Annotated in this window: 26 protein-coding genes and 1 other RNA gene; 18 read left to right on the top strand and 9 right to left on the bottom strand. The window is 53.9% G+C overall.

Going from position 1 to position 26,486, the window contains the following annotated elements; all coding sequences use genetic code 11:
• Nucleotides 1-25: 25 nt before the first annotated feature.
• Nucleotides 26-739, top strand: coding sequence for an SDR family oxidoreductase (locus tag ACW9KT_RS11295; RefSeq protein ID WP_457080390.1), 714 nt, complete (start codon nucleotides 26-28; stop codon nucleotides 737-739).
• 21 nt (nucleotides 740-760) lie between these two features.
• Here the strand turns inward: ACW9KT_RS11295 and ACW9KT_RS11290 are convergent, their stop codons facing one another.
• The gene (locus ACW9KT_RS11290; protein ID WP_457080388.1) at nucleotides 761-1,501 is read right to left on the bottom strand and encodes a GIN domain-containing protein; all 741 of its coding nucleotides are present in this window, start codon (nucleotides 1,499-1,501) and stop codon (nucleotides 761-763) included.
• Between the two features lie 57 nt (nucleotides 1,502-1,558).
• On the opposite strand from ACW9KT_RS11290, the gene ACW9KT_RS11285 reads away from it, so the two are divergent.
• The 4 genes from ACW9KT_RS11285 (at nucleotide 1,559) to gldG (ending at nucleotide 5,856) form a co-directional block, all read left to right on the top strand.
• A complete protein-coding gene (locus tag ACW9KT_RS11285) occupies nucleotides 1,559-2,254 on the top strand; it encodes an SDR family oxidoreductase (protein ID WP_457080386.1) in 696 nt (231 codons plus the stop codon).
• Nucleotides 2,255-2,317: 63 nt separating this feature from the next.
• Nucleotides 2,318-3,226 carry a gliding motility-associated ABC transporter ATP-binding subunit GldA gene (gldA, locus tag ACW9KT_RS11280; protein ID WP_457080385.1) on the top strand — a complete coding sequence of 303 codons (909 nt, stop codon included), beginning with the start codon at nucleotides 2,318-2,320 and terminating at the stop codon, nucleotides 3,224-3,226.
• Nucleotides 3,227-3,371: 145 nt separating this feature from the next.
• Nucleotides 3,372-4,097: a gliding motility-associated ABC transporter permease subunit GldF gene (gldF, locus tag ACW9KT_RS11275; protein ID WP_457080383.1), complete on the top strand. Its 726-nt coding sequence runs from the start codon at nucleotides 3,372-3,374 to the stop codon at nucleotides 4,095-4,097.
• A 52-nt stretch (nucleotides 4,098-4,149) separates the two neighbouring features.
• Nucleotides 4,150-5,856 carry a gliding motility-associated ABC transporter substrate-binding protein GldG gene (gene gldG / locus ACW9KT_RS11270; RefSeq protein WP_457080381.1) on the top strand — a complete coding sequence of 569 codons (1,707 nt, stop codon included), beginning with the start codon at nucleotides 4,150-4,152 and terminating at the stop codon, nucleotides 5,854-5,856.
• A gap of 121 nt (nucleotides 5,857-5,977) precedes the next feature.
• Here the strand turns inward: gldG and ACW9KT_RS11265 are convergent, their stop codons facing one another.
• Nucleotides 5,978-6,421, bottom strand: a complete 444-nt coding sequence (locus ACW9KT_RS11265) for a BLUF domain-containing protein (protein ID WP_457080379.1) — start codon at nucleotides 6,419-6,421, stop codon at nucleotides 5,978-5,980.
• Between the two features lie 297 nt (nucleotides 6,422-6,718).
• Here ACW9KT_RS11265 and dnaN point away from each other — a divergent pair, with 297 nt between their 5' ends.
• Together dnaN and gldC are read left to right on the top strand one after the other, a co-directional pair.
• Nucleotides 6,719-7,843: a DNA polymerase III subunit beta gene (gene dnaN / locus ACW9KT_RS11260; protein ID WP_457080377.1), complete on the top strand. Its 1,125-nt coding sequence runs from the start codon at nucleotides 6,719-6,721 to the stop codon at nucleotides 7,841-7,843.
• Nucleotides 7,844-7,952: 109 nt separating this feature from the next.
• Nucleotides 7,953-8,291, top strand: a complete 339-nt coding sequence (gene gldC, locus ACW9KT_RS11255; protein WP_457080375.1) for a gliding motility protein GldC — start codon at nucleotides 7,953-7,955, stop codon at nucleotides 8,289-8,291.
• An 88-nt stretch (nucleotides 8,292-8,379) separates the two neighbouring features.
• Here gldC and ACW9KT_RS11250 read toward each other — a convergent pair whose 3' ends face one another.
• The 6 genes from ACW9KT_RS11250 to ACW9KT_RS11225 form a co-directional block, all read right to left on the bottom strand.
• Entirely contained in the window at nucleotides 8,380-8,913 is a 534-nt protein-coding gene (locus tag ACW9KT_RS11250) for a hypothetical protein (protein ID WP_457080373.1), read from the bottom strand.
• A 201-nt stretch (nucleotides 8,914-9,114) separates the two neighbouring features.
• A complete protein-coding gene (dcd, locus tag ACW9KT_RS11245) occupies nucleotides 9,115-9,651 on the bottom strand; it encodes a dCTP deaminase (RefSeq protein ID WP_457080371.1) in 537 nt (178 codons plus the stop codon).
• A gap of 96 nt (nucleotides 9,652-9,747) precedes the next feature.
• On the bottom strand, nucleotides 9,748-10,599 hold the full coding sequence (locus ACW9KT_RS11240; RefSeq protein ID WP_457080369.1) for a hypothetical protein: 852 nt from the start codon (nucleotides 10,597-10,599) through the stop codon (nucleotides 9,748-9,750).
• A gap of 260 nt (nucleotides 10,600-10,859) precedes the next feature.
• Nucleotides 10,860-11,471 (bottom strand): hypothetical protein, encoded by a 612-nt coding sequence (locus tag ACW9KT_RS11235; protein WP_457080367.1) that lies wholly within the window; start codon nucleotides 11,469-11,471, stop codon nucleotides 10,860-10,862.
• A 311-nt stretch (nucleotides 11,472-11,782) separates the two neighbouring features.
• A complete protein-coding gene (hemL, locus tag ACW9KT_RS11230; RefSeq protein ID WP_457080365.1) occupies nucleotides 11,783-13,111 on the bottom strand; it encodes a glutamate-1-semialdehyde 2,1-aminomutase in 1,329 nt (442 codons plus the stop codon).
• Nucleotides 13,112-13,164: 53 nt separating this feature from the next.
• On the bottom strand, nucleotides 13,165-14,943 hold the full coding sequence (locus ACW9KT_RS11225) for an ABC transporter substrate-binding protein (protein ID WP_457080363.1): 1,779 nt from the start codon (nucleotides 14,941-14,943) through the stop codon (nucleotides 13,165-13,167).
• Between the two features lie 423 nt (nucleotides 14,944-15,366).
• Here ACW9KT_RS11225 and ACW9KT_RS11220 point away from each other — a divergent pair, with 423 nt between their 5' ends.
• The 7 genes from ACW9KT_RS11220 (at nucleotide 15,367) to ACW9KT_RS11190 (ending at nucleotide 22,959) form a co-directional block, all read left to right on the top strand.
• Nucleotides 15,367-16,071 carry a DUF1361 domain-containing protein gene (locus ACW9KT_RS11220; RefSeq protein ID WP_457080361.1) on the top strand — a complete coding sequence of 235 codons (705 nt, stop codon included), beginning with the start codon at nucleotides 15,367-15,369 and terminating at the stop codon, nucleotides 16,069-16,071.
• 250 nt (nucleotides 16,072-16,321) lie between these two features.
• Nucleotides 16,322-18,808, top strand: a complete 2,487-nt coding sequence (locus ACW9KT_RS11215) for a TonB-dependent siderophore receptor (RefSeq protein WP_457080359.1) — start codon at nucleotides 16,322-16,324, stop codon at nucleotides 18,806-18,808.
• Nucleotides 18,809-18,875: 67 nt separating this feature from the next.
• Nucleotides 18,876-20,069 (top strand): PepSY-associated TM helix domain-containing protein, encoded by a 1,194-nt coding sequence (locus ACW9KT_RS11210; protein ID WP_457080357.1) that lies wholly within the window; start codon nucleotides 18,876-18,878, stop codon nucleotides 20,067-20,069.
• A complete protein-coding gene (locus ACW9KT_RS11205) occupies nucleotides 20,050-20,238 on the top strand; it encodes a hypothetical protein (RefSeq protein ID WP_457080355.1) in 189 nt (62 codons plus the stop codon). Before ACW9KT_RS11210 ends, ACW9KT_RS11205 begins: the two co-directional genes overlap by 20 nt.
• Before the next feature lie 17 nt (nucleotides 20,239-20,255).
• Nucleotides 20,256-20,567 carry a hypothetical protein gene (locus ACW9KT_RS11200; protein WP_457080353.1) on the top strand — a complete coding sequence of 104 codons (312 nt, stop codon included), beginning with the start codon at nucleotides 20,256-20,258 and terminating at the stop codon, nucleotides 20,565-20,567.
• A 74-nt stretch (nucleotides 20,568-20,641) separates the two neighbouring features.
• On the top strand, nucleotides 20,642-20,959 hold the full coding sequence (locus tag ACW9KT_RS11195; RefSeq protein WP_457080351.1) for a DUF6686 family protein: 318 nt from the start codon (nucleotides 20,642-20,644) through the stop codon (nucleotides 20,957-20,959).
• Nucleotides 20,960-21,081: 122 nt separating this feature from the next.
• On the top strand, nucleotides 21,082-22,959 hold the full coding sequence (locus tag ACW9KT_RS11190) for a DUF4153 domain-containing protein (RefSeq protein WP_457080349.1): 1,878 nt from the start codon (nucleotides 21,082-21,084) through the stop codon (nucleotides 22,957-22,959).
• A 69-nt stretch (nucleotides 22,960-23,028) separates the two neighbouring features.
• Here ACW9KT_RS11190 and guaA read toward each other — a convergent pair whose 3' ends face one another.
• Nucleotides 23,029-24,561 (bottom strand): glutamine-hydrolyzing GMP synthase, encoded by a 1,533-nt coding sequence (guaA, locus tag ACW9KT_RS11185; RefSeq protein ID WP_457080347.1) that lies wholly within the window; start codon nucleotides 24,559-24,561, stop codon nucleotides 23,029-23,031.
• 324 nt (nucleotides 24,562-24,885) lie between these two features.
• Here guaA and ACW9KT_RS11180 point away from each other — a divergent pair, with 324 nt between their 5' ends.
• The 4 genes from ACW9KT_RS11180 (at nucleotide 24,886) to ACW9KT_RS11165 (ending at nucleotide 26,482) form a co-directional block, all read left to right on the top strand.
• Complete coding sequence (locus ACW9KT_RS11180; RefSeq protein WP_457080345.1) at nucleotides 24,886-25,218, top strand: carboxypeptidase-like regulatory domain-containing protein; 333 nt, start codon at nucleotides 24,886-24,888, stop codon at nucleotides 25,216-25,218.
• Nucleotides 25,219-25,363: 145 nt separating this feature from the next.
• Nucleotides 25,364-25,460: signal recognition particle sRNA small type (gene ffs / locus ACW9KT_RS11175), an RNA gene on the top strand.
• An 84-nt stretch (nucleotides 25,461-25,544) separates the two neighbouring features.
• Entirely contained in the window at nucleotides 25,545-26,201 is a 657-nt protein-coding gene (fsa, locus tag ACW9KT_RS11170; protein WP_457080343.1) for a fructose-6-phosphate aldolase, read from the top strand.
• 77 nt (nucleotides 26,202-26,278) lie between these two features.
• On the top strand, nucleotides 26,279-26,482 hold the full coding sequence (locus ACW9KT_RS11165; protein ID WP_133273275.1) for a fructose-6-phosphate aldolase: 204 nt from the start codon (nucleotides 26,279-26,281) through the stop codon (nucleotides 26,480-26,482).
• The last annotated feature ends 4 nt before the right edge of the window (nucleotides 26,483-26,486 follow it).

The following is a 26,486-nucleotide window of genomic DNA, read 5'->3' as shown; positions in this document are numbered from 1 at the left end:
AAAAACGAACTCAACAAGTAAAGGAATGAAAAAATATATCATTGTGACTGGCGGAACAAAGGGAATCGGGCGGGCCGTGGTCATGCGTTTTGCGCAAGCAGGCTTTGCCGTGGTAACCTGCGCCCGCTCGGCCGACGATCTGACTACTCTTACAACCGATCTAGCGCGCGAAGTTCCTGGCAGCGAGCTGCACACTTTACCCGCCGATCTTAGTCAGCCAGCCAACACGCGCCGCTTCACCGATTTTGTGCTAGGTCTGGGGGGCAAAATCGAAGTGTTGGTTAATAATACTGGCGCCTTTACGCCTGGTCGGCTACAGGATGATACCGAGGATGGATCGGTGCTGCGCCATATGATTGATGTGAACCTCTACAGTACTTATGATGTGACTCGCGCTTTGATGCCAAGCATGCTGGCGGAGCCTGGGGGGCATATTTTCACGATGTGCTCAGTGGCCAGTCTGCGCGCTTACCCAAGCGGCGGGGCTTATAGTGTTGCCAAATTTGCCCTGCTGGGCCTAACTAAAGCCCTGCGTGAAGAGCTTAAAGAACAAGGTATTCGAGTAACTGCCGTGTTGCCCGGCGCCACGCTTACCGCTAGTTGGGAGGGCGCCAATTTACCCCCCGAGCGCTTTATCAAAGCGGAAGATGTAGCTGAAGCCATTTTTGGCGCCTATTCCTTGTCGCCACAAGCCGTGGTAGAGGAGTTGCTGATTCGGCCGCAGCTAGGTGATATTTAATGGTTTAGGAAGAGGACGCACTTAGTCAAGCTTGACGACCTTGCCCTTGCCAGTCAATTTAATATCCGTGTTGGAAGTACCGCTGTAATATAAAGTGCCTGTGCCTGCGTGCAAGCCGCCTACTACGTCGGTGGCCTGCACGTAAGCGCTACCATCGCTGTTGCGGGTAAGCTCAAAAAAGCAGCGCTGCGTTTGCAGCTCCGAGGCGCGCAACGTACCTAGCCCGCCTACGATCAGGCTTAGTTCCTCGGCCGCACCGCGCAAGCGCACATCGCCTAGCTCGTACATATCCAGATACATAGTTTCACTGGTCATGTCAAGGTCGTAGTCGCCAGCGCCTACCAAATGGAAGAATACGGTGCCGGTGCGGAAGTTGCCCGCTGTACGAATATTACCTGCTCCCAGCAGCGCTACATCGCGGATGGTAGGTATGTGCAGCGTTACCTCACGGGGCGTATTATAACGGCGCACCCAGTTGCAGCGGCTGGTATTGCGGACTGTCAGCCGACCGTTCTCTACTTTCAGCTCAATATCTTCCTGCAGATTCTTGCCGGCTCGCACCTCGGCGTATGGCTCCGTCAGACCTTCTTCCTGCACCAAAGTCACATCGACATTGGTGTAGGTAGCCAAGTCCTGAAACGGCGGCAGCACCCGGCGCTCCGTTACGATGCTGCCGGTACTCTTAAAACAGTCGCCTTCGTGGTCTTTGGCGCAGCCGGCTAGCCAGGGCGTCAACACCAGCATTACGAACCAACTGCGCAAAACCCGCTTAGGGCAGCTAACTTGCATCCAACTATTCACTCGCAACATCACCAAACTATGGATCTGACTGGCAAGGTAGCTATTCTGACGGGCGTCAGCAAAGGGATTGGCCGAGCTACGGCCGAGGCTCTGCTGGCTAAGGGCGCCATTGTAGCTGGCTGGGGCCGTACCAAGCCCACCGACCTCAACCACGAACACTTCCATTTTTTTGAGTGCGATGTGCGCAAGCAACTCTCGGTGCAGGCTGCTTTCGCCCAAACTATTCTAAAGCTTGGGCCCGATGTGCACGTGCTCGTCAACAACGCTGGCCTAGGCATTGCTGGCCCCGTCGATGGCTTTTCAGCCGACGACTGGCATACTATGTTTGATACGAATGTGCACGGCACGTTTTACTGCTGCCAAGCCGTGCTACCCGCCATGAAACGCCAGCAGTTGGGTCATATCGTTAATATTTCGTCCATCGCTGGCACTACGGGCATTGAGAAAATGGCCGGCTACTGCGCTTCCAAGTTTGCGGTGCGGGGCTTTTCACAATCTTTATTTAAAGAAGTGCGCAACGATGGCATCAAGGTAACCTGCCTATATCCGGGCTCCGTTCAAACGAACTTCTTCGACGATATTCCCGGCACCGATGCCAATGAGCATATGATGCAGCCCCAGGACATTGCCGACACCATCATCTATGCGCTGCAAACGCCTTTCAACTTCCACATCGTAGACGTAGAAATGCGGCCTTTGCAGCCAAAGAAGTAAGAGTTTTGCCTCTGACTACGCGCAGATCAGAAGCAGCCTTTTTGCGTGAAATGATAACCATACATGGTTGAAATACAGCATTTAACTAAAACATTCGGTACCCAGGCAGCCGTGAATGATATTTCATTTACGGTGGGCAAGGGTGAGATTTTGGGCTTTCTGGGACCAAATGGCGCTGGCAAGTCCACAACCATGAAGATTGCGACCGGATATTTGCCCCCCAGCGCCGGCACTGTGCGCATAGCCGGCCACGATGTGCTGACCGAACCGCTGGAGGTGCGCCGACAGGTAGGCTACTTGCCCGAGCATAACCCGCTGTACCTGGATATGTACGTGCACGAGTACCTCGAATTTATTGGCTCGGTGCACGGACTGAAGGGAAGCGACCGCCGCCGCCGGGTGGCCGCCATGGTGGATAGGGTAGGACTAGGCCGCGAACAGAATAAGCAAATCGGAGCGCTGTCGAAAGGCTACCGCCAGCGAGTAGGCCTGGCGCAGGCGCTCATTCACGACCCTGGCGTGCTTATCCTCGACGAGCCTACTACTGGCTTGGATCCCAACCAGATTGGCGAGATTCGAACGCTTATTCGTGAGCTGGGCGAAGACAAAACGGTGATATTCTCTACTCATATTTTGCCCGAGGTAACGGCGCTGTGCAGTCGCGTGGTTATTATCAATCGGGGGCAGCTTGTAGCCGACAGCTCTGTAAGCGACCTAGGCGCCCGCGCTGCTGGCGACACGCTCATTCGTGCTGAGTTCGAGCAGGCAATTGACCCAACACCGCTGCGCGCTTTATCTGGCGTGACCAGCGTCGAAATTGCTCCCCAGAACATGGTGCACATTCGAGCTACAGCCGGCGCCGATGTCCGGGGGGCAATTTCGCGCCTCGCGGCCCAAGAAGGGTGGGTGCTGCTGGGACTTCGGCAGGAAGAGCAGTCCCTAGAGCAAGTATTCCAGAATCTTACTAAATGAAAAGTATTCGACCGTCATGCAGAGCATTCCGCGCATTAAGCGGCGACTAAGGATCTAGCGCGCTGATGCTGGATTACTAACCCCGCTAAACGTGCGAGATGCTTCGCGCCGCTCTGCATGACGATCTTCTTTACTCATCAATCTAATGTTTGCCATTCTTCGCAAAGAATTCAACGCCTTCCTCAGCTCGCCAGTAGCCTATGTGGTGATGGGTGTATTTCTGGTGGCTACCGGGCTATTCGTTTGGGTATTTCCCGATAGCAGCGTGCTGGATTACGGTTATGCCGACCTGCAAACGTTGTTCAATATAGCTCCCTGGATCTTTCTGTTTCTGATTCCAGCCATCACCATGCGCACTTTCGCTGAGGAGAAAAAAGCGGGTACGATGGAGTTGCTGCTCACTCGCCCCCTCACCGATGGGCAGATCTTGGGGGGCAAATTTCTGGCTTGTCTGCTGCTCACGCTGCTGGCCTTGCTGCCCACGCTGCTCTACTATTATTCAGTGTATCAGCTCGGCAACCCCGTGGGCAATATCGACTCCGCGGCAACGGTCGGTTCTTACTTGGGGCTGGCGCTGCTGGCGGGTGTGTTCGTGGCGATGGGCGTATTTGCTTCCGCTATTACCCGCGACCAAATTATTGCCTTTTTGGTCGCGGTAGTCGGCTGCTTTCTAGTGTACTCGGGCTTTGATTCGCTGGCTTCGGTGTTCGACGGCAGCCCGGCTTATTACATTAGTCAGCTCGGCATTGCAGCCCATTACCGCGACATCAGCAAAGGCCTCATCGACTCCCGCGACCTTACGTACTTTTTCAGCTTGATGGCCGGACTGCTGCTGGCTACACGGCTAGTACTACAAAGCCGCAACTGGTAATCACGCTTTCCTCACCGGCCTCAACAGCTCACGGTGCGGCTCCCAACACAACATGTCAGAAGCACAACTTCCTTCTTCCCGCAAACGACGCGACCTAATCAGGTTTCTGCTCATCATCGGGCTGCTCTTGCTCTTCAACTTTATCGGGCAGCGCCTTTTTTTTCGCCTCGATCTGACCGAAGAGAAGCGCTATACCATGTCGCCGGCCACCAAGCAACTGCTGCAAAACCTGACGGAGCCGGTGACCGTCACAGTGTATCTGGATGGCGACTTTCCGCCCGCGTTTCGCCGCCTCCAACAGGCCGTGCGCGAGACGCTGAACGAGATGCAGGTGTACGGAGGGGCAAATTTGCGCTACGTCTTCGTCGATCCATCTGCGGCTGGCTCCGAGAAAGCGCGCAGTGAGTATTATGAAACGCTGATCAAAAAGGGCCTGCGTCCCACTAACCTCGCCGCCACCGAAAATGGCAAACGAGTGGAGAAAATTGTCTTTCCCTGGGCCACTGTGGCAGTTGGTCCGCGCGAGAAACAAGTATTGCTCTTACGCGGCAACCAAACCGCCTCTTCCGATGTGCGCCTGAATCAAAGTATCGAGGGTCTAGAGTATGAGTTGGCTAGCAACATCCGGAAACTGGCCCCCGGTCGCCGCAAGATTATCGGCGTAGTAGAAGGCCACGGCGAGCTAACCAACGCCGAGGCTGGCGACCTGATTGGCTCCTTGCAGGAATACTACGATGTGTACCGCGTCAACCTGGCCGTTGTTCCTAATCTGCGCACCCTCGACGCGGTGATTGTGGCCAAACCACAGCAAGCTTACACAGAAATCGAAAAGTTTAAGCTCGATCAATTTATCACTAGGGGAGGGAAAGCCCTGTTTTTTGTGGACGCCATGCGCGTCAATCTCGATAGCGCGGCCCGGGGCGGAATGCTCTCGTTTCCCTACCAGCTCAACTTAGAGGATCTGCTGTTCAAATACGGGGTGCGAATTAACCCTAACCTCGTGCTCGACCTAAACTCCGGTGTTATCCCACTCGTGACCGGTACCACCGGCGACCAACCCACGGTGGAGCCCATGCCCTGGCAGTTTTACCCGCTCATCAATCAGTTTAGCCCGCACCCCATCACCCGCAATCTAGACGCGGTGTACACCAAATTTGTGAGCACAATAGACACGGTGAAGGCGGTAGGTATTCGCAAAACGCCCCTTATGTTTACCTCCCGCTACACGCGCGTGCTGCCTTCCCCAGTGCCCATCAACCTGAATGACGCTCGCCTCGAACCGAACGCCAAGCTTTATCAGGAGAGCTTCCGGCCCGTTGGCTACCTGCTAGAAGGTCAGTTTAGGTCGTTGTTTGCTAATCGAGCCCAGCCGGGCACAACGCAGTTTCAACCAGCTACTTCACCAAATGCCAAGCCCGGCAAAGTACTCGTCATCGGGGATGGTGACTTTGTGCGGAGCGAGCTTGACCCCAAGACCGGCCAGCCTTTTCGCCTTGGCTTCGACCGCCTTGCCAACACCGAGTTTGCCAACCGGGAAGTAGCCCTGAACGCAGTCGACTACATGCTCGATGAAACAGGTCTTATTGCCGTACGCGGTAAGCAAATCACCCTGCGTCCGCTAGATAAGGTGAAGATAGCTGAGCAGCGCCGCCGCTGGCAGATGCTTAATATTGGCGCGCCGCTGGTGTTGCTGGGGGCATTCGGGTTATTCCGGGCGTGGCGGCGCAAGCGTAGGTATGCTTCCTTTCGATCTAATTAATATCTAGAAGGCTTGTATTTGATGAAGCATCAGGGCAGAGTAATTAGCCATCGTTTAATATCTCTCCTAACCAAAAAGCCCGGCTCTTGAGCTGGGCTTTTTGGTTGGAAACAACGAGTTGCTAAAAGCGAATAACATCATCAGCAACAAACGAAGCCAGCAGCGAATGCAAAGACGCGTCGTTAGTTGCGGGGCTGGGGGGCAAAAAGTCCGCTTGGTTGATGTTCAGGTAACCAGCCAGATGCTTGAATTCATCGGGGGCTACTGCTTTGAAGCCCATAGACCAGTGAGAAAAGTGACGATGTTGAATACTTCCATCAGCGAGTTTCGTCACGTTACGATGGCGCGCGTCGCGCACTATCCTCTCAAAAATGTAGAACACCTCATCTTTCGGTCCTTCCAATACCTGCATAATATTGTCCTCACTATAAAGCAGTACACCCGTCAGCTGATGCTGAGTGTTCCAGTCACGCGACTGAGTGAGCAGCGCTTCCAGTGCTTTGTCGCCCATGGGCCAAGTGGCAACACTCTGATAAACTAGATGGTGAAGAGGCTGGGGGAGCATGAAGAAAAAATATAAAATCAGGTTTTAGCGCAGCGGCCGTAGTAAAAGTCGTGTGACTTCGTCTGGCGCCCCGTACCTTTTTAAGTATTCGCTAATATATGGGTGAGTGCTTATACAAGGCAAGAGTAGCTCACGAACATGATGTAGTAGCCGAATAAGCCCAAAAGTAAATTAGCTTATTAAGCCTAATAATATCCGATATATTGCTCGTGTTATTCCCGCTAGAGGGCGCTGGCAAAGCCGGGTGCGTTTCCTATCTTTGTCGCCTTACCGTAACCCTGGCCGAACCCCCACTCTATGAAATTTATTGTCTCGTCTTCCGCCTTGCTCAAGCAACTCCAGAGCATCAATGGCGTGGTCACGAACAACCCCGTGGTGCCCATTCTGGAAAACTTTCTTTTCGAGATTGAGGACGGCAAGTTGACCATTACGGCCTCCGATCTGGAGACCAGCATGATAACTGAGCTGCCGGTAGAAGCCCGCGAAACCGGTCGCATAGCGGCCCCAGCCCGCATTCTACTTGATACGCTCAAAAATCTGCCTGACCAGCCTGTTACGTTTACCCTCGACGAGGAAACCTATACGATTGAGATCAGCTCGGCCAACGGGCGCTACAAGCTAGCTGGCGAAAACGCCACCGACTTCCCACGCGTGCCAGTTGTGAAGGGCTCTGCGCCGATTGAGATGCCGTCGTCGTCGTTGGCGCGGGCTATCAACAAGACCATCTTCGCCGTAAGCACCGATGAACTGCGGCCAGCTATGACGGGTATTTTGGTGCAGTTAGCTGACAACCAAGCCACGTTTGTGGCCACCGATGGTCACCGCCTATTGCGATACCGTCGCCTTGATGTAGGTGCAGGCCAGTCAGCTAACCTAATTATTCCCCGTAAGGCGTTTAACCTACTTAAAAGCGCGCTGCCTTCGGAGGCCACTACGGTGAAAGTGGAGTTCAATAGCTCCAATGCTTTCTTTAGCTTCAATCAGATGCGCTTGGTGTGCCGCCTGATTGATGAGCGCTACCCTGACTACGAGAACGTGATTCCGGTGAGCAACCCCAACCGCCTCATCATTAGCCGCGCCGACTTCTTGAACTCGGTAAAGCGTATCTCGATCTACTCTAACAAAACAACCCACCAGGTGCGCTTGCGCTTAGCGGGTTCTGAATTGACAGTATCGGCTGAGGACTTGGATTTCAGTAACGAAGCCAGTGAGCGACTCGCTTGTCAGTACGAAGGTGAGGACATGGAAATCGGCTTCAATGCCCGTTTCTTGGCTGAAATGCTGTCTAACATCGACTCCGAAGAAATTACGCTGGAACTGAGCACGCCTAACCGCGCCGGTTTGCTCATGCCTACCACCGCCGACGAAAACGAAAGCATTCTGATGCTCGTGATGCCGGTAATGCTTAACAACTACGTTTAAATTTAGCTAGTTAAATAACTGTGGGTTAAATGGTTAATTGTTCTGCTGGCGTATGCGCGTCACTGGAGCGATCAGCCATTTAACCCACAGCCATTTAGCAATTCAAACAATGAAGAAATCAGAAATTCGCTTTAGTATCGCCCTCGACGACCAGAAAGTGCCTGAGGCCATCAGCTGGCAGGCGACGGATGCTGGTCCAGACATTCACTTTGCTAAGGCCATCAATATTGCCCTCTGGGACCGCGACGAGCGTGGCACGATGAAGATCGACCTTTGGACCAAGGAAATGCCCGTAGATGAAATGAAGCGTTTCTACGTGGATACGATTGGGGCCATGGCCGAAAGCATTACTACCGCCACCAATGATAAGGTGATGGCAGCCAAGATGCAGGAGTTGTGCCGTACGCTCATGGATCATTTGGAAGAAGAGGAGCGCAAGAGCAAGTAACTTAACGAGCCGCGCCAACGCGCCGTTTTACGAAAAAAGCCCCCCAGAACTAGTTCTGGGGGGCTTTTTTGATACTGATAACAGCAATCTACTTGGTGCCGTTGTTAGAAGCGGCTGGCGTAGTAGCTGTCTTGGCAGGCCCGATGGTAGCACCCTTGCTGCTAACCGGCAACGGGTTTTGCACTGATTTTACGAACAATACATCCGAAGCCTTGGCTGCGTAATCCTTATCGTACTTATAGAAAGAGGCACGCGAATCGAAGTAGTCGCTGTACTGGTTGTTGCTCAATACCGAGAGCAATTCTTTATCGCGCTCCTTGCACACGCCCTTGCATTGCTCATCAATTAGCTGAGGATTGCCGGCGTGTTTCTGCTCAATGGCCGCCATTTTGGCTATCTTATCTTCGTTGATGGCACGTACTTTCGTAGCCTGATAGCCATTCAGGCGCAGCTCACGAGCCATTTGCTCGGAGAGTCGTTGAGCACGCTCCTGCACGCCATTCAGGCGCGGCGTGGAACGGGTTTGGTCCTGAGGCATAGCGGTGGTAGCAGGCTTCTGTTGAGCCTGCGCACCGAAAGTTGCGGTGAGGGCCAAGGCGGCGGTGGCAAGTTTCTTTCTCATCAGTATCGGTAGTTTGGCTGCTTGCGGTTCAGATGCTGCTCCCCAATAAGAAGACGCGAGGTGCAGCAGTTGTCAGGATAATAACGAAAAACTGTGCCAGTGGGTTCAGGAATACTGCAAAGCAAAGCGAGTTAAATGCCTAAAAGGTTGGCTGTTTCACGCTATTGCTTGGCTTGTCTGCCTGCGCAACTACCTCAACTATTACCACACATTCTTCCACATCATTGACTCAACGGGTTTGTCGGTGCGTTCATTGTACTTGGCGTTGGCTTTGCGGTTATAAAACGTCTGTACGTCGCCTTGCACCGCAAAGTAAATAAGCTGACCGATGGGCATTCCGGGGTAAACGCGTACCCGCTGCGTCACCGAAATTTCGAGGGTCCAAGTATTGCAGAAGCCTACGTCGCCTTTGCCGGCAGTAGCATGAATGTCGATGCCGAGGCGGCCGACGCTAGATTTGCCCTCTAAGAAGGGAACCTGGGCATGGCTCTCCGTATACTCTTCCGTGACGCCCAAATACAAGGTGCCTGGCTCCAAAACGAAGCCTTCGGTAGGCATTTCAAACACGTCTATCTCGTTGTGGGCGCGGGCATCCAGCACCGCATCGCGGTAGGTGGCCAAGTAGCGGCCCAGGTGCACGTCATAGGAGTTGGTACCTAAGCAAGCCCGGTCGTAAGGCTCAATGACGATGTTGCCTCGCTCTATTTCGGCCAGGATTTGCTGATCGGTCAGAATCATTGTATAAAGTAAAATGTATGGGTCAACGGGGCAAACAAGGAGCAATAGGAAATAGGGCTTCAGCTAAGCCGCTGGTGCACTTATCCTGCTGAGTACTTATTGATTGTCTTCCTCTTCGTACCGATCTTCGGGTAAGTCGTTGGCATCACGGCGCGGCGTGCGGCGCTCGGCCTGCGGATCTACCTGGTCGGCCAGCGCATCGAAGCGAGCGCGCAAATCGGGCAGCACGCTCACGATAAGATATAATAAGAGTAGGGAGGAAGTACCAGCCAGCAGCAGGGTGAAATAATCAACCCAATCGTGGCGAACTGGGGCGTCAGCAGAGCGTGCTACGGGCGGAGCCGAACTTGTAGTTCGCTGTTCGGGCTGGGGCGTGGGGTCTTCGAGCGGAGCGGGCGAGGTAATAGGCTCCGCATCGACATCAGCAGGCGGGACGGCGGCGCCATCGGCGGCTATATCTTCGGGTGCCGGATCTTCGGAGGCATTAAACTGTGCCGCCGCCTGCTTGATAACACGCTGCAACGATCGGATAAGCGCAACGCGCTCCTCACGGGGCAGCACCCGGATAAAAAACTCAAAGTTTTTGTCGATTAGCACTGAGTTTAGCTGCTTTTCAAACTCAGCTAAGTCGCGGCGACCTTTGCCGAAGCGGTTTTTAAAACGCTCTGACACATCGTTATAATTCATAAACAGCCGCTTCAGATCGGCGTTGTTATTGAAATCGTCGAACTCTTTACGGGCTTGGTAGGTGCGCAGCGTAACCGGGAATTTGCGCCGGGTAAACGACTTATCGTACACGGTTTCCATCGTGCGAAAGTTCAGCTCGTCGATACTACGGTCGAAAAGGAGCTTGTTGGCCGCTGCTGGAGTATTCTGCGCTTGAAGCAAAGATGGCAGCAAGAGGCACCACAGCAGCAGCGAAGAGGAAAAAAGACGAAAGCGGGGCATAGGAGCAAGCACAGTTTGGCCGCAAAGGTAACCGCTGGTTCACGCCTATAATAGTCGCAGGACTGATTTGAAATGATTGAACCAAATAAATGCCCCCAGGCCGTCTACTTCTACAGTTGACCTTGGGCACTAGCCTTGCCTAGCCCGCTTATGAGGTAGCAGTACGCGGGGTAGCTTTGCTCGGCTAGCTCAAGCGGGGTCAGGCAGAAATGACGAGCAAAAGGAATGAATAGCGTAAGTGAGTAGGCTGTAGTACTGATTTAAAACCTGGCTGTGAGCCCTGCTTTAAGATAGCTCACGTCGTAGCCTACTTCCATAAAAGCACCTACGGTATTGCTTACGAAGTAACGGCCACCTATAAATAGGCCAGGTTGGAAGGCAATACCACTACGGGAGTACGAAGAGTAATTCGTGATATCAAGGCTTTCGTAGTGGTACTTTTCCCGCCGGATTCCCACTGCTACGCCCACGTACGTGTCAAGCTTGGGGTGGCGCAACAGATTATAGTGGTAAGTGCCACGACCGGTTATCACTATGCCCTCCCACGCCCCGTCTTCGCCACTCGACTGCCAACTGTAATGCTTGTAGCCTAGCAGGCCGCCGATACCAATAACTCCAGGGCCGATGTTCTCTGTAATTCCTCGCTCAAAGCTCACACTAAGCGCTGGCCACGAGCTGACGTTGTTCAACTTGGAGTAGCTGTAGCCAGACCCACTGTAGTTCAGCCCAACGCCAGCCCCAACATTTATCATAGTAGTGCCTTTGCTAAATAAAGCAGAAGAAGTATGCAGGGGGGCTTTTTCGGCCGTTTGAGCCAGAGATGTAGTGTTTATTCCGCAGGCAAGGAATCCAGTGAATAAAAGTGATTTCATGAAAGAAGAGATAAAGGGCTGAGGCTCCACACAGCTACTTTTATCAGTTGAAAAACAATAATTGCGACGTGAAAACAGGCGAAAATGTAAAAGCAATAAGTTGATTGCCTTACTTGATTTTGACAAATCAAACGGGCAAGTGTTGGCTCTACGTAGCTGGGTCAAAAGCCTCATTACACCAAATGCGCGTAAGTCAAGATAGAGATAATAGCGGCGCGGCCGACATTCTCGCTGTAGCGCGTCAGGCTATTACCCGCGAAATAAAGCCCCCCAGAGTTGCTCTGGGGGGCTTTTTAACTTTTAAAAATACTCTATAATCCGTGTGCTTCACGCATGGACTCCTGGCAGGCAGTAAGGTACATGTCGACCAAGTCATCGGTTATGGCAGTGCTTACGAATAAGGCTTCGTATTGAGCTGGAGCCAGATAGATTCCACGACGTAGCATAGCTTGAAAGTAGCGGCCGAAAGCTTCCGTGTCCGAAGTTTTGGCGTCCTCAAGATTATGGACGGGCTTATCGGTGAAAAACACGCTGAACATAGAGCCAACGCGGTTCACGGTGTAGTTTAGGCCAAGGTCGGCGGCAATCTGGCGGGTGCCATCGGCGAGGCGGGCCGTAATGCGGTCGAGCTCTGTGTACAGCTCCGGGTGTTGCTGAAGGTAAGTAAGCTGCGCAATGCCAGCCGCCGTGGCAATCGGGTTTCCCGACAGCGTGCCGGCTTGGTATACTTTACCGGCAGGGGCCACATTATCCATAATATCTTGGCGGCCACCATAGGCACCCACCGGCATACCACCACCAATGATTTTACCCAAAGTAGTCATGTCAGGCATCACGCCATACAGTTCCTGGGCGCCACCACGAGCCAAGCGGAAGCCAGTCATCACCTCATCAAAAATCAGGACGATGCCGTGCTCGGTGCACAAGTCGCGCAGGGCCTGCAGGTAGCCCTCAGCGGGCGCTACCAAGCCCATATTGCCCACTACGGGTTCCAGAATCAAAGCGGCCACCTGACCAGCATTAACTTGGATGGCTTGGCGGGCGGCTTCAACGTCGTTGTAAGGCACCGTGATGGTGTCGCGGGCCACACCTTGCGTTACGCCCGGCGAATCGGGTGTGCCCAGGGTGAGTGCACCGCTGCCAGCCGCTATCAGGAAGGAGTCACCGTGGCCGTGGTAGCAGCCCTCGAACTTGATGATCTTGTCGCGCCCCGTATAGCCGCGCGCCACCCGGATGGCCGACATGGTAGCTTCGGTGCCCGAGTTTACTAAGCGTACTTTCTCGATACTGGGTACCATAGCTTTGATGAGCTCGGCCATCTCCACCTCGCGGCGGGTAGGAGCCCCAAACGAAAGTGAGCTTGGAATAGCCGCTTGCACAGCATCGAGCACCACTTGCGGTGCATGGCCCAAAATCATTGGGCCCCAAGAGTTTATAAGGTCAAGATATTTATTCCCATCGACATCGGTCAGCCAAGCACCTTGGGCCGAATGCATGAAGACGGGGTGGCCGCCTACGGCCCGGAAGGCCCGTACGGGGGAGTTGACGCCGCCGGGGATATGGTTTTTGGCGCGTTCAAATAAGGTAGCGCTGGAGGTCAGCGTAAGCTCAGGAGCGGGTGAAAGAGAGATTGAATTCATAGCTTATAAAACAGATGAAGCGAGTAAAAGTCTAACCAGATAAGGCGAAATTTTTAGCGTCCGCCCACCGGGTTTTGCACCTCCACCTCCAAGCGCTCAAGCTTGGTGAGGGGCACATATTGGTTGTCGTGGGTGCCGGCTGGGTAACCAATGCCTAAGAACAACGACCCTGAAATAGGCCCGGAGTTCGCTAAGCCCTGCTGAAACGCAGGCCCGTGCTGGTGCAACTGAGTGCCGAAGTAGTACAGCAGCTCAAAGCCTGAATGCGCATACACGCTGGGGGGCAAATTGTGCCGTTGCACATAGAGCTGCCGAAAGCGCCGCACACCCATATTGGTAGGATCTAGGTATTTGCGATGAATGAAATACACGTCGCGGGCGTCGAGGCGGCTGGGGCTTACCGACGGGTTTTCCAGCCACGAACTGTAGGTGATAAGGGGCAACAGCGCCGCCTGTTCTTGCAAATGCTTGATGGCAAAGGCACCGGCCTTGCGATTATCGGACGCTACTACAAGGTGACCCAGAGTATTTAAATCGATACCTGCGAAGGCCGCCGGCAACGACTCTTCCGCATTGGAATTAATGCGCCGCAGCAACTGCACTTTGCCCCCCAGCCCTTCGTAGGCGGTTTTGTAAGCTTGCGCGAAGGCCGTTTCATCACTGGTTTCCTCGTACAAAACGGCAGCGGTACGGCCCGCAAAGGTGGAGAAGGCATATTGTGCGGCTACTCGGGCCTGGGTGGCCATGCTTGGCTCAAACAAGTAATGCCAGTTGTTATCAATGACTAGGCTACCATCCTGAGAAAGAGGATTTACAGTAATAATCTGGCGCTGTTGGGCGTAGCGGGCTAGTAGCTTGCTGCCCGACTTATAAATAGGACCAATAATCATGTCCATGCCGGCTAGCTCGGGCAAGGCCAGAACTTGCTTGAGCTGTAAGGTGTCGGCACCGGTGTCGTAGGCATACAGCTGCACCGGACGACCCTCGCGTTGTAATGAGTCTTGGGCCAGCTGTAGACCAGCGTAAAGGTCGGTGACGAACTGCGTCCGCCGCACTTTCTCCCAGCTGGGATCATTAAACTCGAAAGGCAACAGCACGGCTACTTTATAGATGGCCTTTTTCTGGGCATTTGGAAAAGCCGAATACCGCGCCCGATCAAGCGAGAAATCCTTAATTAGCTGCTCGAGCACAGGCTTATCGGCTGGGGTGTACCAACCGCCCATAACCAGCTTGTCGGCGTAGGCGCGAGCCACCGCGGCATCTTTAGGGTAGCGCTGTAGTAGGCTTTGAAACAAGGTCTTATCTTGTAAGCGGCCCAAGTAAGTGGCCTTCATTGCCTCTTGTTCGGCCTCCAAAGATTTGTTTGGAATTTCTTGCAGCACTTTCAACGCGTTGTCGGGTTCACCCTGCTCAAAGGACACTTGAGCTTGTAGGAATAAGGCTTCGGGCAAGTTGTCCCACCTGGTATACTCCGACCGTATCAAGTTCAGCATCTGCTCGGCTTCAGCCCACTTTTTGGCGCGGGTGGCGGCTACAGCATATAGATAGGCGGCATCAGCGCCGCGCTCAAAGCGAGCAGACGGCGGGGTGAGGGGCGCCAGTTCCTGCATTGCCAGATCGTAGCGGCCTTGGTCGATCAGCACTTTGCCGTTCTGGTAACGCGTGTTCTGATCCGCTGAATTGAGGTTAGATGGAAGGGGAGGTTGCGTTTTAACCGCTGATTTTGCCGTCGTGGGGGGCGATTTTCGGGCAGCCGTGGTGGTTGCCGGCTTATTGGCGGTTGCGGCTGGCTTCGTTGCCGGTGCGGTAGAGGTTGCCGGCGAGGGTTTCACAGCAGCAGGTTTGGCTACTGATTTCGTGGCTGCAGGCTGCGCTACGGTTCGGACTGGGGCGGTTTGAGCCAGCGCAACCTGTGCCGTTAGCCACCATAAACTGCATAGCCAACCGGCCAAGCGAAGTGTAAACAAGTGCCTCATAGAGGAGGTCAAGGATGAAATAAATTGGAAAAAAGCACCGCGGCCTTTTAGCGGCCTCAGCGCTACACAAAGGTACGTAGGATTGGCTGGGATGGTAACCGGGCAGGATAAAGCCCCCCAGCCAGCCTACATAACCCCAACAGTGAGCGTTGAGGTTGACTAGGTTAAGCAGATGTCGTTTAAGGTTTGTGTTTTATATTTCGTTTGTAAGCGCGCTGCTTTATACCCAGAGCGCGCATGTGGTCGTTACGGTTCCTGACTTACTATTATTACCTGCTTATGCCTGTTTCACTGCCTCAGCTACCTTCTCCTGCTCATTTGCGCCAGCGTCTTGGTTTGTTGTTTGTGTTGGGAGCTTCTATCACCCTGAGCGTGGTCCTGATTACGTTTCGGGTGTTTCTGACCCAGGAGCTAACGTTTGTATTTCTGCTCTGGAATCTGTTTTTAGCCCTGATTCCCTTTGGAATAAGCACCATGCTGGGCTTGTCGGCGGGGCCCGTGCGGCGGCGCTTGCTGCTGCCGGCCGGCGCTATCTGGTTGCTGTTCTTCCCCAACGCGCCCTACATTCTCACCGACTTATTTCACCTCATGCCCCGCCCCGGCGTACCGTATTGGTATGATCTGGCCCTGATCCTGACCTGTGCCTGGAACGGACTAATGCTGGCTTACGCTTCCCTCATTGAAATGCAAGGCCTTGTGCGTCGCCGCATGGGCACCATAGCCGGTTGGGGCTTTGCTACGGTAGCCATTGTGCTCAGCAGCTTCGGTATTTATCTGGGCCGCTACTTGCGCTGGAATAGCTGGGACGTGTTTACCAATCCGCTCACCTTATTCTATGATATCCTTACCCGGATCGTGCACCCTTTCGCTCATCCTACAACATATGGCGTGACCATCCTCTTCTCAGCCTTCCTGCTGCTTGGCTATCTGACGGTGCGGCAATTGTCTAGCTCGAATAGAATTGATGAAGACTCTTATATGTAGGTTTTGTAAAGCTTAGATAACTTCGGTGATTTCAAAAAGCCCCCCAGCCAGCTGCTGGGGGGCTTTTTTGGTTCAGCTTATGCTTGGTAACTGTGCTGCTGAAGGTTTTAGTCAGGAGAATAAAGCTTGTCTGGACCCTTCATCATGTTCCAGACTCATCATTCTATTTAAACAAATTCTAAATAAATCTTGTGTTGCACCTACCGCTTCAATACTTTTGAGCCTTATTTAAACACTGTCTAAACAAGAAATGCTGCCCCGTTCCACCACCTACCGCCCTGTCGCCGTTGCACTTCGGCTTTTGTTACTGCTAAGCATATTGCCATTTTCGGCTTGGGCACAGGCATTAGTGGGCGGCGTACAGGGTAAGATAGTTGATGCGCAAAGCCGGCCAATCGAGGGAGTAAACGCAGCCTTGGTGGGCACTGCCTACGGTAATGCTACTACAAGTGAGGGCACCTACGAAATCAAAAATTTGCCCCCCGGCGACTACACGCTCGTTTTTTCGGCCGTGGGCTACGAGCGGCGGCAGCAGACGATAAGCGTGGCCGCTGGCCAAACCACCCGCGCCGACGCTACGCTGCTAGCTTCTACCACCGAGCTGCAAGGCGTAGAAGTAACCGGTCGCAAGCAAACCAGCTATAAAAACGACGACACCTTCATCGGGACCAAAACCGAAACTGCCCTGAAAGATGTGCCTCAGGCCATCAGCTACGTCACGAAGGAAGTTATTCAGGATCAGCAGGCATTCCGCACCGGCGATGTAGTTAAGAATATCAGTGGGGTCAATCAGTTTTCAGGCTACGATGACTTCACGTTGCGCGGCTTTCGCAGCAGCACCCAACTTTTCAACGGCCTCCGCTACCCCGGCAACTTCTGGACGATGCCCTTGCTGAGCAATATTGAGCGGGTAGAAGTCATCAAAGGCCCAGCATCAGCGCTGTTTGCCAACGCTGACCCCGGCGGCACCATCAACCGCGTCACCAAAAAGCCACTCGACGAAAGCCGCCAGTCCTTGTCCGTGTCTACGGGCACATTCGATACGTACCGCGCTCAGGCCGACTTTACCGGTCCCGTAAACGAGAACAAAAACCTGCTGTATCGTCTGAATCTGGGCTACCAAAATGCCGGTTCGTTTCGCACGTTGCAAGAGAATAACGCGCTGCTCATCGCTCCATCCATCTCCTTTCTGCCCACCGATAAGACGCGGGTAAACGTGGACTTGGTGTACGCTAACTCTCGCGGCAAGCTGGATAGGGGCCAACCCATTTTCGGTGCTACGGCCGGCACCGATCTGAACACGACACCCATTTCGTTTTCCCTAAACCAGACCGGCGACTATCTCAAAGAAGATTTCCTGACCCTGACGGGCTCTTTGCAGCATCGCTTCAGCGACAAAATCTCCTTCAACGCTTCTTATCTGAAGTTTGGCGCTAATGAAGATTTGTTCGAGCACCGCACCTCCAACCGCTACGCCGTAACCGGGGCGGGCCAGCAAATCCCGACGCAGATGGAAATGCAGACCGTCCGCCGTCTGCGTAAGGTGTACTCCGATAACCTGACCAGCTACTTCATCTTCGATGTAACAACGGGCCCGCTCCAGCACAAGCTGCTGACCGGCTACGATTATATCCAGAGCATTATTCCCCAAGGTGGCTCCCAGCAAACGGCCGGCGGCTACCGCAACGCTGCCAATACGGGCGCCATAACCGGGGCTTACAATCCAGCTAACCGCAGCCGCTATCTGTTGGATGGCCAAGGCAATCCGGTGCCGAACGTACCACACTTCAACTTGGCCAACCCCAACTATAGCATTGCCAATACCAATACTTATTTCCTCCAGAGCGCGCCCATCAATCCAGAGAAGTACTACGTGAACGGCATCTATCTGCAAGACCAGATTCAGTGGGGGCGTGCCCAATTGCTGCTCGGTTTGCGTCAGGAGTTCTACACTTCGTGGTTGAACTATAAGAAAGACACCGGCGACCGGCGCGTGAAGCAAGAAGCCCTTATTCCACGCGTGGGCTTGGTGTTTGCCCTCACCGATCAGCTGAACGCTTACGGTACCTACGTGCAAGGCTACCAGCCCCAAGTGGCCGCCACCATCGGCAGCCCCGACATCTTCGGCGGCCCCTTCGACCCGCTGACCAGCGTGATGTGGGAGGGAGGTCTGAAGGGCGAATTCTTGAATAAGCGCTTAGCCGCCACCGTGGCCGCCTACCAGATCGAGCAAAACAACGTGCTTGTCAACGCCCGCAATCCCGACAACCCCGAGCTGCTCGCTCAGCGCGGACAGGAGCGGGCCCGCGGCGTAGAGCTGGACGTGCTCGGCCGCATCACCCCCGATTGGAGCATCACAGCCAACTACGCCTTCAACCGCACCATCATCAGTAAAAGCACCAATGAAACCGAAATAGGCCGCACCAAGGAAAACGCTCCCCGGCACCAAGGCGGCCTTTGGACTAAGTACACGCTTAGCGAAGGCACTCTTTCGGGCCTCGGCGTCGGCTTGGGAGCCAATTTCGTGACCCGCCGCAATACATTTTCTCCCCTACTCACCTTGCCCGGCTACTCCATCTTCGACGCGGCCATCTACTATAAGATCGACAAGTTTCAGCTGGCTTTGAACGCCAATAACCTCCTCAACAAAACTCACTGGGTAGGTGGCTACGACTACAACCGCCTGTATCCGGGCGCCCCGCGCAACCTATTGGCCAGTGTCGGCTACACGTTCTAGCTACCCTAGCCGGACTTAGGCCTGACAACTCATTAAGCTGAAGCGCGACTCACTTTAATATCTCACCATGAAAACAGCTGGCAACAAAAAGCTCTGGGCCATTCATAGTTGGGTAGGGCTGTACTTCGGCATTATCATCGCCATTCTGAGCGTGTCGGGCGCGGCTGCGCTGTTCAAGGATGAACTGGACCATCTCCTCAATCCGCGCCTGCATTACGTGACTGAGCGCGGCCCCCAGGTGTCACTTACCGCAACGGCTCAGCGCCTGCAAGCTGCTAATCCGGAGTATAACTTTCAGGTAATTAACCTCCCCCAGCGGCTGGATGGTACCTGGGAGTTTATGTTCTATAAGAAGCAAAAAGGCCCGCTGGATACCGAGAACAAGCAGATTCATGTGAATCCGTATACAGGCGAAGTGCTTGGGGAACGTGACTACTACAAGAGCTTTGCTTTCTTTCTGCGCAACCTGCATGTGCGTTTGTACGAGAGCAACTGGGGCCGCCAAATAGTAGGGCTAGCTGGCATCGCCTTGTTTGTAATCAGCCTCACCGGCCTACTGATCTACGGCAGCTTCATGAAGAAGCAGGCCTTTGCCGCCATTCGCACCAAGAATATCCGCGTGTTTGCCGCCGACTGGCACAAACTCATTGGCATTGTGGCCTTGGCCTTCAACCTTATGATTGCCGGCACGGGCGCTTGGCTGGGCCTGCAACCTAAGCTTATGAAGTGGATGGGCATGAAAACGCCCAACGAGGTAGCCCTGCCCACGCCCCTCACCAAGGAAGCTGACCAGGCCCTTCCCGTCGACTACGATCAGGCCCTGCGTGTGGCCCGGGGGGCATTTCCCGAGCTGGTGCCGGCTACCATCTCCCCCTCAACCACGGGCGAGGGCATTGTGGAAATCTCCGGTGATATCCGGGGGCAAGTAGTGGAGAAGCACATCAATAAGCTCATGCTCGATAAGATGACTGGCCGCGAAGTAGCTCGCTACGATGTGCGCCAAGGTACGTTGGGGGGCAAATTTTACTTCCTGCAAGAAGCCCTACACTTCGGCGACTTTGGGGGCCTACTGCTCAAGTTAGTTTACTGCCTGTTCGCCCTGACTTCGGGTATCCTGTCTATCACGGGGTTTGTTATTTATCTGAAACGCAATGAGAAAAAGCTTCCTAGCCACGTCGGTGAGCCCGTCGCGGCCAGCGGTGCCGACTCCCGCCGGCCCGTCAGAGCCAGTCGGGCAGTCCGTGCGCGCCACGCTGCTTAAGATCTCGGGGATCATATTCGGCGTCATCGTACTTATTGCGGTGCTGAGTCTGAACTTCGGGATTGGCTTACCTAGCTTGCTGGTAGCCGTAGGCTTTTATGGCGGGCTGCTGCTGTGGCTGGGGGGCAAAATTGCCCGGTTCGGGGTGCGCCGCTGGCGAGGTGTTTAAGTTTAATAGGACCTGCTATGTCTAGCAAGCGTCGCTTCGCGGAGCACGTGTTGATACCACTGCTGCTAGCGGCAGGAACGGTTGTGCTACTGGCCTTGCTGTACTTCCTGCACGAGTATGGGCAAACTCGGGAGCCAACTACTGCCCAACAGTATCACTTGTCAGCCGCTCAACTTCGGGAGTACATCCACTTCACCGGTACCCAGGTGGCGCTGTTGATGGGCTTGCTGCTGAGCTTACTAACCGCCTTGTGGCTGAAAAAGCGGATGCTGTATACCCTAGCACTTTTGCTAAGCGCCGGTTACCTAGTTCAGCTGCTAATTCACTAAGGTTCGAAAGCGCCTTCGCGACCGTCGCAGTACGATGGATATTTCTGCCGCCTACCTCCTCAACAAAATACGTCATGGCGCAATTCTTTCATCATAACGACTTCGGGTATGCCGCCCGCTGCCCGCGCACCATGCACTTGCATGTGTGCTTCGGCAATGTGGCCCTAGCCGCTACTGCCGCCGAGTTTCAGGAGTTTCGGGCTAGCATTAGCGCAGTACATCACCACTATCTCCAGTACACTCCCGACTCCGATATCCGCAACATTGCCGTACGTACCCCGGCCCACAAGATGGCGCTCGTGTTCACGATGGCCGAGCTAACGCAACTGTGGGAAATTCTGGAAAACACTGCCTTATTGCTCGAAGTAGAAGAAATTCTAGCCTCAAGTTAAAGCTGAAAAAGGGACGGTAGGGGCTAGGCAATTTGAAGGATAAAGCCTCGCTCATCACTACGATAAATATATAGACTGCCGAATAGTTGTGCTTTCTTTGGTGGCGCTGTTTTCGCGCTTCCATGCAACTGCCTTCCCTCTACCACCTCAGCCGCGAGGCGGCCCGCGTGGTGCGCCGCTTCCCGCTCACACTGCTATGTGCATTGGTGCTGTGCGCCACATTCATCTACTTACAACATCTGCCTTTTGACAATAGAAGCAAGCACGATTGGCTTTTTCCCCTGATTTCAGCGGCGGTACTGGGCCTCACGCTCACCCTGAGTGTGGCTTTGGCCGCCGAGCGTTACCGCTGGCCCTTGTGGCTGCGCCTGCTTACGCAAGCTGGGGCCATGGCTCTGCTAGTACTATGGTACGTTAGCTGCCCACCTGAGCCTAACTTGCGTTGGGGAATGCGACTATTTCTCTTGCTTGTTGGGCAACATTTATTGGTGGCCTCGGTGCCTTATTTGCTGGAACTGCGCCACCGCGCTGATACGCCTGGCTTCTGGCGTTACAACGAGACGCTGTTTTTGCGCATTCTCACGGCTGGCCTGTACTCGGGAGTACTGTTCGTGGGTTGCTCGCTGGCTTTGCTGGCAGTTGATAATTTGTTTAACGTAAAGCTCGACGGAAAGCTTTATGGGTACTTATTCACCGTGTTGGCTACGGTGTTTAACACCTGGTTCTTTCTGGCTGGCGTGCCCAAAGACTTCGACGCCCTGGAACGCGAAACAGGCTATCCGAAGGGGCTAAAGCTATTCACGCAGTTTGTGCTGCTGCCACTGGTGGTGCTGTACCTCGCCATTCTGTACGCTTACTTGGCCCGCATTCTGGGGTTGTGGGAGTTGCCTAAGGGTTGGGTGTCAACGCTGGTGTTAGCCCTGGCCGTGGCGGGTATTTTTGCTTTGCTGCTCATTCACCCCATCCGCGACGCCGCCGAAAACACCTGGATTCGCACGTTTGCGCGGTGGTTTTATTGGTCATTGTTTCCGCTGCTGGGGCTGCTGGCCGTAGCCATTAGTACCCGCATTCGGGCGTACGGCATTACGGAAGAGCGGTACTTAGTGCTGGTGCTGGCCGCTTGGCTGATGCTAATCAGCATTTACTTTCTGCTGCGGCAGGGGCGCGGCATCGTTTGGATTCCAGCGTCGTTGGCAGTTGTTGCATTTATGTCGGCTGGCGGCCCTTGGGGGGCTTTTTCGGTAGCCGAGCGTAGTCAGTTGGCCCAGCTACGTGAGGTTAGCGAGGAGTATAAGTTGCTGCAAAATGGCAAACTCGACGGAGCTGGCAAGCGAGTGCCCAAGTTGCCAAAGGAAGCCGGCAAGCGCATCACGTCCATTTTCGATTTTTTTGCCGAGCGCGATAATCTGGAGGCTGTGCAACCCTTCTTTACTGCCTCGCTTACCCCACTAGATTCTTTGCGGAACACCAAAAGTTGGCAACGCCAGCGTTGGCAGAGTGAGCGGCTGTTCGCCGTTAGTGGGTTGGAAAGGGTGAACTACCAGTATAGTGAAACCGAGACTGAGGAAGATCAACACCAAAGTTTCAACTTCCATTCTAATCAAGCTGCCGTAACCCAACTGAGTTCTGGAAGCTACTTAGTGCGCAACCTCACTATTTATAGTAGCCGTGGTGCGGAAATAGAAACATTTACCGTAGCGGAAGGCACATTTCGGTTCCGTAACAAGGAAGACAATAGTCAAATCCATTTGGAGCAGCTTACCAAGCCTAATACTTGGGAGACTATGCTTTCCGTTTCGCCTGCAACCCTGGCCGATTCACTGATTCGGGTTAAACAACCCACGAATTACGTGAACGTGGAATTACCAAGCCTCAGCCTTGCGGCCTCCAACTCCACTATGCAATTACGCGTGCTGTTCACGCACATTCGCCGTGACTTGCAACCCAAGCAAAAACCCACGTATTATTTCGAGGGCGACGCTATCTTAACCTTTAAGTAGACTAGGTTTATAAATAAAAAAGCCCCCCACTTATAATTGGGGGAGCTTTTTGGGATAATGCTTCTTTCTCTATTCCCACTCAATCGTAGCGGGTGGCTTCGAGCTGATATCGTACACCACGCGGTTGATGCCGCGCACTTGATTGATGATTTTGTTGGACACGTGGGCCAAGAAGTCGTAGGGGAGGTGGGCCCAGTCGGCGGTCATGCCGTCTACGCTGGTCACGGCGCGCAGGGCTACTACTTGCTCGTAGGTACGCTCGTCGCCCATTACGCCCACGCTTTGGATAGGCAGCAGCATTACGCCCGCCTGCCAAATCTGGTCGTAAAGGCCGTACTCGCGCAGGGAGTCGATAAAGATGGCGTCGGCTTTCTGGAGCAGCTGCACCTTCAGGGGCGTGATGTCGCCAAGGATGCGGATGGCCAGGCCGGGGCCGGGGAAGGGGTGACGGTTGAGGATGTTGGGGGGCAAATTCAGCGCCGCGCCCACTTCCCGCACCTCATCCTTAAACAGCATGCGCAGTGGCTCTACCACTTTCAGGTTCATCAGCTCTGGCAGGCCGCCCACGTTGTGATGGCTCTTGATGGTCACGGCCGGCCCTTTTACCGACACCGACTCAATCACATCGGGGTAAATAGTGCCTTGAGCCAACCACGTAGCGCCCTCTACCTTTTTAGCTTCTCGCTCAAATACCTCAATAAAGGTGCGGCCGATGGCTTTGCGCTTTAGCTCGGGGTCAGAAAGCCCGGCTAAGGCGGTATAGAACTCCTGGGAAGCATCTACACCGCGCACGTTCAGGCCCAGCACTTCGTAGGCCTCCAATACGCCTTCGTATTCATCTTTGCGCAACAGCCCGTTATCTACGAAAATACCGTGCAAGCGCGGCCCAATGGCTTCGTGCAGCAGTAGCGCCGCTACGCTGGAATCAACGCCGCCAGAGAGCCCAAGAATTACCTGGTCGGTTTCACCGATGGTGTTTTGCAAAGCCGCCACCATGCTGCTCACAAAGTGCTCGGGCGTCCAGCTTTGGTCGCAGCCGCAAATGTCCACCACGAAGTTGCGCATTAGCGTTTTGCCTTCGGTAGAGTGCGTTACCTCGGGGTGAAACTGAATGCCGTATGTTTCTTGGCCGCTGATATGATATGCGGCTACATCTACCTCGCGGGTGCTGGCAATAATTTCGTAGCCAGCTGGTAACACCTTAATCGTGTCGCCGTGCGACATCCACACCTGCGAATCGAGGCTTAACTCGCGCATCAGCGGGCTGCTATTTTCGATATGATCGAGGCGGGCGCGGCCGTACTCTCGGATGGTAGCGGGCAGCACTTCGCCGCCGCCCTGCTGGGCCAGCAGCTGCGCGCCGTAGCACACCCCCAGCACCGGCACGTGGCCCAGGTACTGGCTCAAATCGGGGTTGGGCGCTTCGGGGTCGCGCACGGAACAGGGCGAGCCGGAAAGCACCACGCCCCGGATATCCTCAGTGAGGGCCGGGGCGTGCGTGAAGGGATGAATCTCGCAGTAGACGTTCAGCTCGCGTATGCGTCGGGCAATGAGCTGCGTGTACTGGGAGCCGAAATCAAGAATCAGAATCTGTTGGGGCATGGGCAAAGGTAAGGAGGCGACTGACAACTCAAAAATCACCACGTCACATAGACTGATAAGTAGGTGTCTGAGTAATATATAGTTCGTGCGTAAAGTATTTGGATAAACTATTGCTTGTCAAGGGTGCTGCGAGTTGTGCAACTGACTGTCGAAACCATTCACTGACTTCTTTGTCCATCAAACTTTCTAGCCTGCGTTTAATCTATAATACATCGTATGAGGCATTTTAACTACTTAGCCCTAGGCTTCTTATGTTCACTCTCGACTCTGACAGCAGCGGCTCAATCAGGAACTGTTGCCCCTCGCCAAAAGGTGCCCACGCACGTGACTGAAACAGATTCGGCCTCTGTACCGGCTGGCCCTACGATACTTACAGGTACCATCCTCGGCGTGCGCGACCAACCCTTGGCCGGTGCCACGGTAAGTATAGCAACCGAGCCAAATAAGGCTGGTATTACGAACTCGGCAGGTGGCTACATGCTGCGCACGATGGCGGAGTCGCCCGTTCTGCGCGTGAGCTACGCGGGCTATACCGCCCTAGAGCTTCCTATTACTAACTCCAAGCCCCTGGTTATTCGGCTGGAGCCGATAGAGAAATATGAGAAGGATCGTAAGAAACGCGCCAAAACAGCGGTCAAAGAATACCGCAAACCCTAGCAATGGAGGCAAATACGGCGATTTTTATCATAAGCAATAAATAAGCTAACGGCTGAACTGACTGATAATCTGCTACTAGGTGCTTGCAGTAGAAAATAATCGTGGCCATTAGCATAATCTGCAATATCTGTAGGCTATCTTTGCAACGGCGAGTCAGAACGACCAGCTCCTGCTGAACTCCCCCAGGACCGGAAGGTAGCAAGGGTAGGCGGTTGAGCGGTGCGATTTTGGCTCGCTTTTTTTTTGCCCATGCCCCAACGAAACCTCACGCCGCGTTTGCTGGCAAATGGGTAGCTTTGGGGCATTGTTCTGTAATATACTCTCGCATGAAATTTTTCATTGACACCGCCAACCTCCGCGAAATTCAGGAAGCTGTAGAGTTGGGCGTACTGGATGGCGTAACCACCAATCCTTCCCTGATGGCTAAGGAAGGCATTAAGGGTATGGATAATATCATGGCCCACTACAAGCAGATCTGCGAGCTAGTGGATGGCGACGTGTCGGCAGAGGTGATCGGTATCACTTTCGAAGACATGGTACGCGAGGGGGAGATGTTTGCCGACTTGCACCCCAATATTGTGGTGAAAGTGCCCATGACCCGCGATGGTGTGAAAGCCATCAAGCACTTCGCAGAGAAAGGTATCAAGACTAATTGTACGCTGATCTTCTCAGCAGGCCAAGCGTTGCTAGCGGCCAAAGCCGGCGCTACCTACGTATCTCCTTTCGTGGGCCGACTCGATGATATCGGCCATGATGGCTTGGTGCTGGTACAGCAGATTGTTGATATTTTCAGCAACTACGGTTATCCAACGCAGGTGCTGGCTGCCTCCGTGCGCCACGTGCCTCACCTGATTCAGTGCGCCGAAATAGGAGCTGATGTAGTGACCTGTCCGCTCAGCGTAATTACGGGTTTGCTTAATCACCCCCTCACGGACAAAGGGCTGGCGCAGTTTCTAGCCGATCATAAGAAAGTGAACGGGTAACTCTGGCAGAAATCAGCAGGTGAAGACACTGTATTCGCTTTTTTACCTCTTGATTCTCGGCTCCTAGCTCTTCTCATATGTACATCATCAAAGTAAAAGGCAAGGCTAAGATTCCGGATTACATTCAACTCCGCGACGAAGAATTCGTGTTAATTGCCTATTTCCGTGCCGACCGGCCTCTGAAGGATTTGCACCGCTACGGGCTGGAAGGCAAGGAAACGGCCTTGGCCGGCGTTATTGCAGGCCTGGAATTTGGCAAACTGCAGAAGCTGGAAGTCTAGCTTA

This window comes from Hymenobacter sp. HD11105, assembly GCF_054051685.1.
This window is presented reverse-complemented; position numbering and strand designations above follow the sequence as displayed.